This is a genomic window from Nostoc sp. DSM 114160 (assembly GCF_053470305.1).
In genome coordinates this window covers 639876-654177 of record NZ_JBPFGO010000003.1, presented here as the reverse complement: position 1 = coordinate 654177, position 14302 = coordinate 639876, and the positions used below count along the sequence as shown (strand labels likewise).

Sequence of the window (14302 nt, the reverse complement as noted above, 5' to 3'; positions counted from 1 at the left end):
GCTGTACAACTAAAGTTGTTAGTACATTTATACTATATCAAGGAATACGTCAAAACTATTGTGATTTTGTATCCCTATCTTTATAATTCCCAATAGCAAACAGACTTAATACAGTAATCCTATTTGATTTGTGACAATTGCAAGCTACAGGTGTCTCAATGCGGTTTGGTTAATGTTTCGTTTTAACCTTTGAATGGAATTATAGGGATTCTTGTCCCTTATGAGGTACAAAAATCCCAGCCTGCAAGTGAAGAGGAGAATATGATGTACCTAATACAATTAGTAAACGCTATTATCATCAAAATTTGATATAAATTTCCACCGCTCTTAATCACACCAAATACTTTTTTATTTACTTAATTTGATTATGATTGTTGGCGCTGTTACAACCCGTAAATTTAAAACCGTTTACTATACCTGAGTACTTTCATAAAATAAAAGTAGTTTGCTAAAAACATAAACCTCTAATTTGCTAGAGATAATCGTTGTTATCCTAGCCAGATAAATCACTTTATCTAAGTAAAATCTCACCAATTTCCAAATTATTTTATGGACTTGGAAGTGATAAATCAACAATCACTGACTCAAGAAGTAGAAATTAGCAAACAAGTACGGAGAAAAGCCTAATCTATTCTTTTTTCTGCGCCACTAGTTAAGAGGTAATCTATGGTGCGAAACTCAAAGCTAGGGTACAGAACGTTCCCTAAGTCTATTCTGCGTCCATCCGTTGCTATAGGTATAACTATATCTTTATTGGTTGGCGGCATAAGTTTTTATATAGTAAAACGTGGGCAAAATTATGCCAATCAAGAGGCACAAGTGCCAGCAACACAATTGCCACAGTTAAAAACGGTAACAGCTTTAGGGCGACTCGAACCACAGGGAAAGGTAATTAAACTCTCGGCTGCGGTGTCTGCGGAAGGAAGTCGGGTAGAAAAGTTGTTGGTAAAGGAAGGGGATAGGGTAAAAGCAGGACAAGCGATCGCAATTTTAAACAGTCGCGATCGCCTCCAAGCAGCATTCAAAGAGGCGCAAGAACAAGTAAAAGTAGCCCAGGCAAACCTAAACCGCACCCAAGCAGGTGCTAAACGCGGTGAAATTGTTGCCCAAAAAGCTGCGATCGCTCGTCTAGAAGCCGAACGCCAAGGTGATATTAATGCCCAAGCCGCAACAATTGAGCGATTCCAAGCCCAAGTGCGTAACGCCCAAGCAGAAGACGAACGCTATCAGCAACTATATCAACAAGGCGCAATTTCCGCCTCTCAAAGAGATAGTAAGCGTTTAAACTTGGAAACCGCCCAAAAAAGCTTGCAAGAAGCCCAAGCACAATTAAATCGTACCCAATCAACTAGTCAGCAACAAGTTAAACAAGCTACAGCAACACTTGATGAAATTGCCGAAGTGCGCGGAGTGGATGTAGAATCAGCCCAAGCAGAAGTCAATCGTGCCATAGCAGCCATGAATCTAGCAAAAGTTAATCTTGAACAGGCTGTAGTGCGATCGCCCCAAAATGGACAGGTATTTGAGATCCATACCCATCCTGGAGAATTAGTATCAAATGATGGCATTGCAGATATTGGACAAACCAGCCAGATGTATGTCATCGCCGAAGTCTACGAAAGCGATATCGGCAAAGTACATTCAGGGCAGCAAGTACAAATCTTTGGTGATAACCTCCCGATTGAATTGCAGGGAATCGTAGATCGCAAAGGCTTGCAAGTGCGACGACAGAATGTCATTAACACAGATCCCGTCAGCAATATCGACAACAGAGTAGTAGAAGTCCACATCCGACTAGATGAAACTTCCAGCCAAAAAGCCGCCACCTTAACCAATATGCAAGTTAAGGCAGTAATTGAATTGTGAAATTAGTCATTAGTCATTAGTCATTAGTCACTTGTACTGAGTTTCGACTGCGCGGTAATCGAGCGAAGTCGAGATTCAACTACCGCGAAGCCGTTGGCGCAGCCTCTCCAAGAGTTGTATTTGTCATTTGTCAGTAGTTATTCTTCTCTGCTCCTCGGTCACTGAGCGTTGGTCATTGAGCGTAGCCGAAATGAGTCTAAGTGCTGCTCCCCTGCTCCCCCGGTTACTGAGCGCAGTCGAAGTATGCTCCCCTGCCTCCCCTGCTCCCCTGCCCCCTACTCCCTACTTCTTATGATGGGATTGCTCAAACAACTGCGACGGCGAACCCCTCTAGGATGGCTGCAACTGAATCATGAAAAAAGCCGTCTTTTCGTAGCATTATCAGGCATTGCCTTTGCGGATCTTCTCATGTTCATGCAGCTAGGTTTTCAAACTGCGCTGTATGACAGTAACACAAGACTACATCGCAGTTTGCAAGCAGACATTGTTTTAACCAGTCCCCAAGCCCGTAACTTAGCAAGCTTGTCTATATTTTCTCGGCGGCGACTTTACCAAGCAATGGATATACCAGGGGTGAAGTCGGCAGAACCGATGTATTTCAACAATACAATCTGGAAGAATCCCCAAACACACCGTGAGACTGGAGTGTTAGTTATCGGCTTTAACCCAGACAAGCCAGCTTTTGACTTACCCGATGTTAACCAGCAATTACAAGCGATCAAAATGCCGGATACCGTCTTGTTCGATCGCGGTGCAAGAGGAGATTATCAAAAAGCGATCGCTCAAATTGATCGAGGTAAAACCCTGACTACTGAAATAGAACGGCGCACAATTACCATTAGTGGCTTATTCCAAGTCGGGGCTTCCTTTGGCTTTGATGGCAACCTGATTACCAGCGATCAAAACTTTTTGCGGCTATTTTCTGGGCGACAGTCCAGCAGTGTCAGTCTAGGTTTGATTCTTCTAAAACCAGGCTATGACCCGAACAAAGTAGCAGCAATGCTCAAAGCCTACCTCAGAGATGATGTCAGAGTATTAACCCACGCCGAATTTATTGAATTTGAAAATGACTTTTGGAGAACAAATTCCCCAATTGGGTTTATTTTCAGTCTAGGTGTCTCAATGGGATTTGTGGTAGGCACGATCATCGTCTATCAAGTCCTCTCTAACGATGTTAATGCCCACGTTCGAGAATACGCCACCTTTAAAGCAATGGGATATCGCAATTACTACCTACTAGGTGTGGTGCTTGAAGAATCGTTGATCTTAGCAGCATTGGGCTTCTTTCCCGGATTAGGAGTGTCCTTAGTGCTTTATCAACTGACTCGCAGTGCGACAAATTTGCCCATGTACATGACCGCGATTCGGACATTACAGGTATTAGTGCTGACTATCATTATGTGTACCATTTCCGGTGCGATCGCCACCCGTAAACTCCAAGCCACCGACCCCCGCTGATATGTTTTAAATTTTTCATTGGTCATTGGTCATTGGTCATTGGTCATTTGTTACTCAAAAGGACTAATGAATAAGGATAAATGACAATCATCATGAGTAATCGAGCTATTTATGACTAGCAAACCCGTCATCTCTATTAAAAATCTTGACCACCACTTTGGTCACAGCTCACTCCGCAAGCAAGTTTTATGTAATATCAACTTAGAGATTAATGCTGGTGAAATTATTATCATGACTGGGCCCTCTGGTTCTGGAAAGACTACCTTACTGACCTTAGTGGGTGGGTTGCGTTCTGCTCAATCTGGTAGTTTGCAGGTGTTGGGACGAGAACTTTGTGGTGCTAGTGCTGAAGAACTAGTGCAAGCACGACGCCATAACGGTTATATTTTCCAAGGACATAACTTGCATGGTAGTTTAACGGCACTCCAAAACGTCAAAATGGCTTTAGAATTACACAAACATCTTGGGTTAAAAAAAATGCGAGTTAGGTCAGCGCTAATGTTACAGCAAGTAGGATTGGGAAATCATTTGCATTACTATCCCGATCGACTGTCTGGGGGACAAAAACAACGAGTAGCGATCGCTCGTGCTTTAGTCAGTCATCCTCAAATAATCCTCGCGGATGAACCCACCGCCGCCCTTGACAGTCAATCAGGACGAGATGTAGTCAATCTCATGCAAAAACTGGCAAAAGAACAAGGCTGTAGCATCTTGATGGTTACTCATGACAATCGCATCCTAGACATTGCCGATCGCATAGTTCAGATGGAAGATGGCAGACTCAAGTCAAAAGTAATACTATCAGCCTAAAGTTAATTCGCCTATTCCATCATTTAGAGTTGATTTATAAAGTAAATCTGAAGTGTGGCGTGGCAGACTCACATTTTTGCCTTAATATCATAGTCTTTTGGCAACTAAAGCGCTATTTTCAGTAAGTTTTAAAATAATATTTCCGAATGGTATGTATATAGTTTAATTTATCTTCACTGACTTACTCGCCTAGTTTAAGTAATTTCCCCATACCAATTTCAACCTAAGAATGTGATATTAGTGTCCAGTTGAAAAAGTGTCCAGTTGATTCCGAGATTTCCTTCAAGTATTATTTATGTAATCACAGTTAAATTTTATGCTCATTGCCAATGTCATACACCTTGGTTATTAGAGTCAAGACCAATTTCCTAAAATTACAGATAAAATGATTCGCCCTTGCAATCCATAAATACCTAGAGAATTTCCGAAAATTTATGGTTGTCAACAACATCGGCTTCAAACAGGAAACACTAGCGATAATAAGCTAATCTATTTTCCAATACAAGCAAGGGTTTTTGTAGTTCTATGATTATTGAGAATAGCGCTAGTAGTTCAAACAAAAATTTGCTCGGTTTTGATGTCAAAACTTTGACAGCCAATTGCCGTGCAATAAATATGTTACAGGGAATATTTGCTGTTCTCCCCCTCGCCTTGGCATTACCTGTAGATGCTTTGCAAGTAAAGGTGATTCCAACTAATCCTAAATTAGGGGATACACTCTCGGTGCAGATTAATCTAGATAATCCAGAGAATGGTACAAAACCAACCGTAGCTAGTGGAAAGAATACATACCCAGCCTTTGAAATTGCGCCCAATCAGTATCGGGCTTTTGTTCCCACAACTCCATTAGAAAAAGCTGGAACTAGAACACTTCGGGTTGCGGGGGATGGGCAAGTGCAAAACTTAGCAGTGAATGTGCTTAATCGCAAATTCCCCGTACAACGTATTACTTTGCCACCTGGTAAAGCTGGAGTGGATGCCACAGAGTATGAACTTAAGCGTGTGGCAGCTTTGAAAGCGCTACAAACACCAGAAAAGTATTGGAATGGAGTATTCCTGAAGCCAAATGCAGGGCGGATGAGTACAAACTATGGTGTACGTCGCTACTATAATGGTACATTTGCAAAAGACTACTATCATCGTGGTCTTGACTACGCTGGTGCTGCCGGTTCACCGGTAATTGCCCCAGCCGCTGGGCGAGTTGCTTTGGTAGGTAGGGTATCCCAAGGGTTTCGGATACACGGTAACGTAGTTGGCATTGACCACGGTCAAGGAGTAACCAGTATTTTCATGCACCTGAGTCGTATTAACGTTAAAGAAGGTGATTTTGTGAAAGCTGGTCAACTAATTGGTGCAGTAGGTTCAACAGGTGCAGCCACGGGACCACATTTACACTGGGGTCTGTATGTCAACGGACAATCTGTCGATCCAACACCTTGGCGAACTAAGGTCGTTAACTAGTAGAGGCAGAATCGATCGTGTCTTTGCATAATTTGTGTATTTTTTGCTGAGAATTAGGCAAAATAAATTGGATTGATACCGTCCCTACCAAGCTTTGCCAACATAAATGATGATAAGCGTTATGAGTATCGAAAAAATTGTAGAACAAGCTCTCCAGGATGGTTATTTGACACCAGCAATGGAAGCAGAAGTCGGTAGAATCTGTGATAACGCCTCAGAACTCTCAATTGAAGAGTATATGGCGTTGGATCGGCTGATGGGTGCGCTATTGACTGGTGAGGTAGTGGCGGTACCTCGCAAACAATTTATTAACGTTATGGAAGAATTGGTGCTGACGGAAGCGATCGCCCGAGTCGCAGAAATTGAAGCTACCAGCGAAAGTTCTTTAGATGTCGGGGATATTGCTGCCTACGCTCTCAATCGGCTACCACCTTTGTATGCTACTACAGAAGAGGGTGCTAACTTCCAGCGCCAAACGGCTCAGGCACAACTGCAAGACTTAATTTCTCAACAAATAAGTGAGGCAATTAACCGTTACCTCGATCGACCCAATTTCTTCCCAGAACGTCAAGCTTTGGGTAAAAATACTGGCAATGAGGTTGTACGCCAAGTTAGTGCTTTACTCCAAACTTATGCACCTAACTTTGAGCAAAAATTATAATTTTAAGAGTCATTAGTCATTAGTCATTGGTCATTAGTCATTAGTCATTGGTCATTTGTTTTAGACAAAGGACAAAGGACAAAGGACTAATGACTTTTAACTAATTAATCACGTACTAACACTTTTGTCCCTATACTCACTTGTTCATATAACAATCGGACATCAGAATTTCGCATTCTTAAGCAGCCGTGGGATACAGCCGTTCCTACCAGGTCAACATCCGGCGTGCCATGAAAGCCAATTTCATTGCGTCCATCTGACCAAAAACCAATCCATCTATCTCCCAAAGGACTATCCGTACCAGCCTGAAATACTTTGCCAGTAATCGGGTGACGCCAGATTGGATAGTGTCGCATGTGGATCACCTGGAAAGAACCTGTGGGCGTTTCCCAACCTTTCTTACCAACAGCAATGGGATAGCTGGCGATCACCTCGTCTCCTGCATATACATAAGTGCGGCGATCGCTTAAATCAACCACCACTTGCGTCTTGACATTTGCCAGCCTACTAGATGGTACTTGTTGGGCTGAAGCCTGAGACCCACAGACCTTTTGGCCAACTATCTGCAATTGGATTTTGTCTTTCTACTTTCGCCACCACCTGCGTCTGAGTTGGTAGGTCACTTGCTTTAGCTACATTATTCTTAATAATTTGGGGCTTAGTTTGTGGCTGAATGGTAGCAGGCTTGAGTTTAGAAGCCTTAGGAATAGTTGCTTTCGCTAGATTCTTCTTAATTATTTGCGACTTATTAATAGTAGAAGCCCTACGAGTAGTTGTTTTAGTTAGATTCTTCTTAATTATTTTTGATTTAGTTTTAGGTTTAATAGCAGAGGACTTTGGTGTAAACGTCCTCTGGGCAGTCGAGCCTTGGGTAACTTTATCAGGTGGCACAGATCCACCCAGCGCAATTTCCCCCAAACTCACTTGGGAAAGATTCTTGTAGACTCCCTCTGTCCGGCTTCCCTTAAGATTGGTTCGGGTAGAATCTTGCCGCATCGAAGTAGATGCAGACTTCTCATATTGCCGTTCCGCCGTACTAATGCGCCAATGGACAGCTAAGGATAAAAATGCTGTGCCAAAACAAAGCAGCATTACCATACGCCCTACAGATTCGTTTCTTACCATTGCCATCGCCTATTGTTTATCCCTGACATATCCAGCCGAGCAATTGAATGAGTTCATCATCCGATTATCAAAAATTTATCAATACTTATCATTTCCGCTGTAAATCTGCCAACACCTCTGGGCAAACTAAGACTATATAAATTGTCCCAGTGGCAAAATTCCAAGTGAGCAACCTCATTCCTCAAAAGTTTTGAGGGTCGTAAGCCTCTTTTCGGACTTTTTGGTGGAACTCTTGAAATGTAGCAATCAATCATTAATGGTGTAGGTGGATGAAAAATCATGTTTGAAAAACTATTGCTAGCGGTAACAATTACATTTTCCCTGAATTTATTTTTTCAAGTTCGCGTACCAGAGCCACATAGCTCTAGTACTGCTTTCGGTTCACAACCAGAACAATCAGCTACTATTCTGGTAACGAAATCAAAAAATTAAATCACCATCTTAGCAACCACAGCAACCTAACTTCCAGAAATTATTACCCGAATTTTAAAGGTATGAAGAAGTTAGAATTACAAAATTTTATCTTCATTTTTATAGCTAAATTTAATTATCTCGATCAAGCGTATATACCCAGTTGCTAAAAGTACTAAAATGTGTATCACACGCGCCTTTGTTCGTCAGATCGCTCTTAGGTAACTATGGGAGCAGTATAAGGAAAAGTGGCTCTGCTTATTGCTATAAATATATCCAAAATTGTCTGCTTCAGTGTTCCAGTCATAAATCCGTCACCTAAGCATGGAACTTCTGTACCATTAGCAGGTCTAATGGATAGGGATGATTTAGAGCCAGTACGATCTATGAGTCAATCGATTACTGTATCCTGGTCAACGGTTGATGCAAAGTATCCAGAAGCATCAGTGCAAGTTGACAAACTCCCTAACCACGATTTAATTTTGCGCTGTCAAGCCGGACTGCGACCAGATCGTGCTGCTTTTGCGGAACTATTACGCCGCTATCAAAGTCAAGTCGATCGAGTTCTATACCATTTAGCTCCAGATTGGCCTGACAGAGCCGATTTGGCTCAAGAAGTTTGGATTCGAGTGTATCGGAACATTAACCGATTACAAGAGCCTGCTAAATTTCGGGGCTGGTTAAGCCGTATTGCCACCAACTTGTTTTACGACGAGTTACGGAAACGCAAACGGGTGATGAGTCCTTTGTCACTGGATGCTCCCCGTTCTTTAGAGGACGGCGAGATGGATTGGGAAATCGCTGGCGATACCCCAGGCCCTGAGGAAGAACTAACAACGAGAGAATTTTACGAGCAATTGCGGGAAGCGATCGCGGATTTACCAGAAGTCTTCCGTACTACCATTGTCCTCAGAGAAATCGAAGGCATGGCTTATGAAGAAATTGCCGAAATCACTGGAGTTTCTCTAGGAACTGTGAAATCAAGAATAGCCAGAGCTAGATCGAGGCTGCAAGCCCACTTGCAGAATTATCTAGACTCCTAATTTTCTTAATTTACAGTATCTTGCCTCTGCCCAATGGCAGAATTTAAGCATAGATTAAAAATTACTAGAAAGACGTAGATTGTTTCTGCCTTCAGGGGGAAAATTGGCTAATTTTCCCAAAATTCCCGCCAAGTTTACCCGTGTATGAATTGGTAATAATGTTAAGATGACTACTGATTCTCAGTTTTACGACCGTTCTCCTTTGCAACTTCCTCAAGATTTGTCAGATGGGATGGCCAAGCATACCAATGAATCAACGGGGTCTTATGGATATGGTGAAGCGCGATCGCTTCGAGTTATTGAGTGCTTACCTGGATGGTGAAGTCACAGCCACCGAACGCAGGCAAGTAGAAGAATGGCTGGCAAATGATGCCTCAGTTCAATGTTTGTATGCCCGACTGTTAAAGCTGCGCCAAGGTTTGCGGACGCTCCCAGTGCCAGCAGCCCAACAGTCGCCAGAAGAAACAGTTCAGCAAGTATTGACACGTTTGCGCCGCCGCTCCCGTTTAAACTGGATAGCGGCAGGTGCAGCTGTTGCTGCTTGTGCGATCGGTGCAGTATCTAGCTTAGTAGGTGGTGGTTCGATGGTGCCGCAACTGGCGCAACGACCACAAAGAGAACCGATACAAACGTCCTCAGCGTCTATAGTCCCCCCTTCCCCGTTGATGGTGGGACTAAATAACCCGGTAATTGAAATTCCGAAAGCAGCAGTAGCCTCTCCAGAAAATTCAATTTATCAGGTACAGCCGCAACGACACGACCCCAAACAGGACATAAACTAATCGCATTAACAGTTTACAGTTCAAAACTGTACTCTAGGGTTAAACCACAGCCGCTCCACCAGCCGTCAGGTTGGAGGAAGCCTCCTAATTGCTTAACTCGTTCTAGAGTCATTAAATAAACCCAAGCCCAACTATAAGAGAGCGACTGTGGCTCATAAACCTCGATAATTTGTCGATTATAGAGGTTTTCTGGTGTTTGTCTATTGGGCTGGTAATCTTCCAGCACATCTAGCTCATTTAAAATTTTTGGGTTGGAAAAAGAAAGTAAATATCCATACACTTGGCTATTCCCTAGCGTCATCGCTGGGTAGCCCATTGGCAGAGCAAATAATTTGCCTTGTACAAACGCTGTTTTGACATCAACTACTTTGTCAGCACAGTATCTTGTATAGTTAGCTTCACCTGGTTTGAGCGTGCCGTAGACAAAAACCCGCACCAAATCAGTAAATTTTAGATTTGATTCAACCATCGCTTATTTTAACCATCTGAATTTCTTTTCTTACCAGAAAACTAAGTATTCTAAGCGCCTGGTGTGAGCATAGCGAAAAAGTGAGTTTCATTACAGAAACACAAAAAGAATGTAGAGAGGAATATCGGAAGTTTCACCAATAATCCCTCCTCATATCATGTCCGGTTAAAGACTTATCATTAAGACCGCAGGGGGCAGGGAGCAGGGGGCAGGGAGAAAGAGGTTTTCCTGGTTTTTGCACAGATGCTGGAATCATAACTAATTAGGCGGACATGATATCACACTATACATAGAAAAACTAAGTATAATAAATTGCTAGGCTACATTAGTTATTTGGGCAACTTAAGAGAGTAGTTAGATCCACTCTTAAGGCTTTTTATGATCGTTTCTAGCCCACAGGAAGCACAGATATAGTTTAGATTTTTTGATGATATTTATAAACCAAAAATAGAAAAACTTCCACTTCTTTGTGATGTAGATATAGATCGTGGTAGGAAAGTACTCAATACAGAAGCGGAATGTGATAATTGCTACTTTCCTTTTTTCTCATCCAGTGCTTTTTGAATCGCTTCTCTACAGAATTCAGCAGGGGTCATCTTGTGCTTTCACCTCTTGCTTCATTTTTTCGGTAGCACGGAAACTAATAGTAGTCGTTAATGGTTCTTCTCTGTCTGTAGTGAAATTTTTTAAATTTTCTGGACTACCCTTAGGATTAGGCATTGTTGAGAGATGTAAATATAGCTTGAACTGCGTGCAAACGAGCAATTAGAGTTTTAAATCGGTGGTGTTCTCACCTGACAAATGGTTCACCACCGATACCACTTTTGAGAAATGGTAATTCTATGTTTACACGTTCAGAACTCGAAATAAAGACTGTTCCTGAATTACAGGATTTATGCCGTCGATACGGTATTCGCCCTACAGGGAGTGCAGCGTACAAAGCAAGCTATATCACTTCTTTAATGGCATTCCCGATTTTAGCGATTCAACAGATGGAAGTAGGGAGAGGGTTAAAGTCACCTTCCCTTGCTTCTATCCAGGTTTTTAGTTCAGCGATAGATGAGATGGGTACACCTACTAATGAGCAAATAGCGCTGATTAGAATCACACTGGAAGGTAGGCGAATGAGTTACCCAGATAGATTTGAGCAAGAAAGGTTGCTGAACTTACATCTGGCTAAGATGAGGCTTGAACAGGCGATCGCACTGGTGAGTCAGTAGTCCATACTTACAGCATTCTTAACGCACTCCTCAGCAATGGGGAGTTTTTTATAAAACTTCCCGATAGGCAAATAAAGACTGTCCCTGATAGCCTAAGAATTTTAGCGATATAAGTATAGATAGGAATAGAAAATACAGGAGATTTATAAATTTATTTTATAATTTAATTTTCAAAATTACTAGACATAAAAATCATTTAGTAGTTTATATGTACTAAAAACAGCTAAATTCTTAGGATTAGTAGAAATAAAGCGTAATAGGCATGAAACCATTGGAAATACCAAATTCAGTTGATTCTCGATACAATCCCGCAGCAATTGAAGAAAAATGGCAAAAAACATGGGTAGAACTTGGCTTAGATAAGACACCGACAGTTAGCAACAAGCCAAAATTCTATGCTCTTTCCATGTTCCCTTATCCATCGGGCAGCCTACACATGGGTCACGTCCGTAATTATACGATTACCGATGTGATTGCCCGCCTCAAGCGAATGCAAGGGTATCGGGTAATACACCCAATGGGTTGGGATGCCTTTGGCTTGCCAGCAGAAAACGCTGCCATTGACCGTGGTGTACCACCAGCAAAGTGGACCTATCAGAATATGGCTCAGATGCGGCAACAATTGCAGCGTCTTGGTTTATCCATTGATTGGGAATGCGAACTTGCTACCTGTTCACCAGATTATTACAAGTGGACACAATGGATTTTCTTGCAGTTTTTGCAAGCGGGATTAGCTTATCAAAAAGAAGCAGCGGTAAACTGGGACCCTATCGATCAAACTGTACTAGCAAATGAGCAAGTTGATAACGAAGGACGTTCTTGGCGCAGTGGGGCAATAGTTGAGCGCAAATTATTACGCCAGTGGTTTTTCAAGATTACCGACTACGCCGAAGAATTACTCAATGACTTGCATCAATTGACAGGTTGGCCGGAACGCGTCAAGTCTATGCAGGCAAACTGGATTGGCAAATCTACAGGCGCTTACTTAGAATTTCCCATCATTGGGATAGATGAGAAAATCGGAGTGTACACCACACGCCCAGATACAGTTTATGGTGTTAGCTACCTAGTGTTAGCACCAGAACATCCCTTAACAAAGCGCGTCACTACAAAACAACAACAAGCAGCGGTAGAAGCCTTTATTAAAGAGGTTTCCCATCAAAGTGAGTTGGAACGTACTGCTGAAGACAAACCTAAGCGGGGTATACCCACAGGTGGTAAGGCAATTAACCCATTTTCAGGGGAAGAAGTGCCGATTTGGATTGCTGACTATGTACTGTATGAGTATGGTACCGGAGCAGTTATGGGTGTGCCGGCACACGATGTCCGGGATTTTAAGTTTGCCAAAAATTATGATTTGCCAGTTGATTTTGTCATCGCTTCCCCAGATGATGTTGCAGGTTTTGACTTAACTCCAACATCAGAGAATGATGAAGTCACTCAACTCATCCAAATTGAATATAATCAGGCATACACTGAACCAGGAATTTTAATTAATTCTGGGGCTTTTACTGGTATTTCTTCCACAGAGGCTAAACAAGCAATAATTGAATACGCCGAACAACAAGGTTTTGGTAAAGTACGGGTGCAATATCGCTTGCGGGATTGGTTGATTTCGCGGCAGCGTTACTGGGGCGCACCGATACCTGTAATTCACTGTCCTAATTGTGGGATAGTACCAGTTCCCGATCAAGATTTGCCAGTACAGTTACCAGAAGAAGTAGAATTTACTGGACGTGGCGGTTCACCTTTGGCTCAGTTGTCAAGTTGGGTAAATGTACCTTGTCCAACTTGTGGCACTCCGGCGAAGCGGGAAACTGACACGATGGATACTTTTATTGATTCCTCGTGGTATTTCTTGCGTTTCCCTGATGCTAAGAATGAGCAACAGGTTTTCGATTCTAATAAAGTTAACGACTGGATGCCAGTTGACCAGTATGTAGGTGGAATTGAACACGCGATTTTACATTTGTTGTATTCGCGGTTCTTTACTAAGGTTCTGCGGGATAGAGGCTTGTTAAACTTTGATGAACCCTTCCAACGCCTCTTAACTCAAGGTATGGTGCAGGGTTTAACTTATCTAAATCCTAATAAGGGTGGGAAAGATAAATGGATTCCTTCTAATCTGGTAAATTCGGCCGACCCCGCGCGACCCCCAGACAGGTGAACCGTTGCAAGGTCTCTATGCCACCATGTCTAAATCAAAGGGTAACGGTGTAGCGCCAGAAGATGTAATTTCCAAATATGGTGTAGATACAGCGCGGATGTTCATTTTGTTCAAAGCACCACCAGAAAAAGATTTGGAATGGGATGAAGCCGATGTGGAAGGACAATTCCGCTTTTTAAATCGGGTTTGGCGTTTGGTGACAGATTATATTGCTGCTGGGGTATCCCATAAAAAAGCCCAATCTGATTTAACTAAGCCAGAAAAGGAATTGCGGCGGGCGATTCACACGGCGATTCAAGCGGTGACAGAAGACGTGGAAGACGAATATCAATTCAACACCGCTATTTCAGAATTGATGAAGTTGAGTAATGCCTTAACTGATGCTGACGGCAAAAATTCACCAATTTACGCAGAAGGGATTCGTACTTTGGTGGTTTTACTAGCACCATTTGCACCACATATTGCTGATGAATTGTGGCATTTATTGGGTGAAAGTGATTCAGTTCATACTCAAACTTGGCCATCATTTGACCCAGCGGCTTTAGTCGCTGATGAAATCACTTTAGTTATTCAAGTTATGGGTAAAACTCGCGGCGCAATTCAAGTACCAGCACAAGCAGATAAAGTAGCGTTGGAAAAATATGCTCGTGAATCAGAAATTGCCCAACGTTACATCGAAGGTAAAGAGATTAAAAAGGTAATTGTGGTGCCTGGAAAGTTGGTGAATTTTGTAGTTAACTAAGTACAGTTTTGCATAAAATCGTGGCAAATTGAGAGTTGAAATTTAAACGCAGATGCGCTTCTCTACGAGACGCTACGCGTAGCTTGC

11 protein-coding genes and 4 pseudogenes are annotated in these 14302 nt (G+C 42.4%); 10 read left to right on the top strand and 5 right to left on the bottom strand.

Annotated elements, in window-relative coordinates; all coding sequences use genetic code 11:
* Window positions 1-623 precede the first annotated feature (623 nt).
* Window positions 624-767 (bottom strand): hypothetical protein, encoded by a 144-nt coding sequence (locus NSTCB13_RS28020; RefSeq protein WP_448266023.1) that lies wholly within the window; start codon window positions 765-767, stop codon window positions 624-626.
* A gap of 52 nt (window positions 768-819) precedes the next feature.
* Here NSTCB13_RS28020 and NSTCB13_RS28015 point away from each other — a divergent pair, with 52 nt between their 5' ends.
* From NSTCB13_RS28015 to NSTCB13_RS27995, 5 genes and pseudogenes are all read left to right on the top strand, one after another.
* A complete protein-coding gene (locus NSTCB13_RS28015; protein WP_448274548.1) occupies window positions 820-1866 on the top strand; it encodes an ABC exporter membrane fusion protein in 1047 nt (348 codons plus the stop codon).
* Window positions 1867-2160: 294 nt separating this feature from the next.
* A pseudogene (gene devC, locus NSTCB13_RS28010) lies at window positions 2161-3334 on the top strand (ABC transporter permease DevC).
* Between the two features lie 101 nt (window positions 3335-3435).
* Window positions 3436-4134, top strand: a complete 699-nt coding sequence (locus NSTCB13_RS28005; RefSeq protein ID WP_448274547.1) for a DevA family ABC transporter ATP-binding protein — start codon at window positions 3436-3438, stop codon at window positions 4132-4134.
* Window positions 4135-4659: 525 nt separating this feature from the next.
* Window positions 4660-5595, top strand: a complete 936-nt coding sequence (locus NSTCB13_RS28000) for a M23 family metallopeptidase (protein WP_448274546.1) — start codon at window positions 4660-4662, stop codon at window positions 5593-5595.
* A gap of 121 nt (window positions 5596-5716) precedes the next feature.
* Window positions 5717-6256 carry a late competence development ComFB family protein gene (locus tag NSTCB13_RS27995; RefSeq protein WP_190909652.1) on the top strand — a complete coding sequence of 180 codons (540 nt, stop codon included), beginning with the start codon at window positions 5717-5719 and terminating at the stop codon, window positions 6254-6256.
* A 104-nt stretch (window positions 6257-6360) separates the two neighbouring features.
* On the opposite strand, the pseudogene NSTCB13_RS27990 reads toward NSTCB13_RS27995, so the two are convergent.
* Window positions 6361-6744 (bottom strand): annotated as a pseudogene (locus NSTCB13_RS27990) (L,D-transpeptidase); the annotation flags it as partial.
* Window positions 6745-6763: 19 nt separating this feature from the next.
* The gene (locus NSTCB13_RS27985; RefSeq protein ID WP_448274545.1) at window positions 6764-7381 is read right to left on the bottom strand and encodes a hypothetical protein; all 618 of its coding nucleotides are present in this window, start codon (window positions 7379-7381) and stop codon (window positions 6764-6766) included.
* A 279-nt stretch (window positions 7382-7660) separates the two neighbouring features.
* Here NSTCB13_RS27985 and NSTCB13_RS27980 point away from each other — a divergent pair, with 279 nt between their 5' ends.
* The 3 genes and pseudogenes from NSTCB13_RS27980 (at window position 7661) to NSTCB13_RS27970 (ending at window position 9617) form a co-directional block, all read left to right on the top strand.
* Window positions 7661-7813 carry a hypothetical protein gene (locus tag NSTCB13_RS27980; RefSeq protein WP_445627099.1) on the top strand — a complete coding sequence of 51 codons (153 nt, stop codon included), beginning with the start codon at window positions 7661-7663 and terminating at the stop codon, window positions 7811-7813.
* A gap of 365 nt (window positions 7814-8178) precedes the next feature.
* Complete coding sequence (locus tag NSTCB13_RS27975) at window positions 8179-8835, top strand: sigma-70 family RNA polymerase sigma factor (RefSeq protein ID WP_094352725.1); 657 nt, start codon at window positions 8179-8181, stop codon at window positions 8833-8835.
* Between the two features lie 166 nt (window positions 8836-9001).
* Window positions 9002-9617 (top strand): annotated as a pseudogene (locus NSTCB13_RS27970) (anti-sigma factor family protein).
* 13 nt (window positions 9618-9630) lie between these two features.
* Here the strand turns inward: NSTCB13_RS27970 and NSTCB13_RS27965 are convergent.
* Window positions 9631-10086, bottom strand: a complete 456-nt coding sequence (locus NSTCB13_RS27965) for a gamma-glutamylcyclotransferase family protein (protein ID WP_448274544.1) — start codon at window positions 10084-10086, stop codon at window positions 9631-9633.
* A 582-nt stretch (window positions 10087-10668) separates the two neighbouring features.
* Window positions 10669-10806, bottom strand: coding sequence for a hypothetical protein (locus tag NSTCB13_RS27960; protein WP_448274543.1), 138 nt, complete (start codon window positions 10804-10806; stop codon window positions 10669-10671).
* A gap of 122 nt (window positions 10807-10928) precedes the next feature.
* Here NSTCB13_RS27960 and NSTCB13_RS27955 point away from each other — a divergent pair, with 122 nt between their 5' ends.
* Both NSTCB13_RS27955 and leuS read left to right on the top strand, forming a co-directional pair.
* Window positions 10929-11306: a hypothetical protein gene (locus tag NSTCB13_RS27955; RefSeq protein ID WP_448274542.1), complete on the top strand. Its 378-nt coding sequence runs from the start codon at window positions 10929-10931 to the stop codon at window positions 11304-11306.
* 262 nt (window positions 11307-11568) lie between these two features.
* Window positions 11569-14215, top strand: a pseudogene (gene leuS / locus NSTCB13_RS27950) (leucine--tRNA ligase).
* Window positions 14216-14302 lie beyond the last annotated feature (87 nt).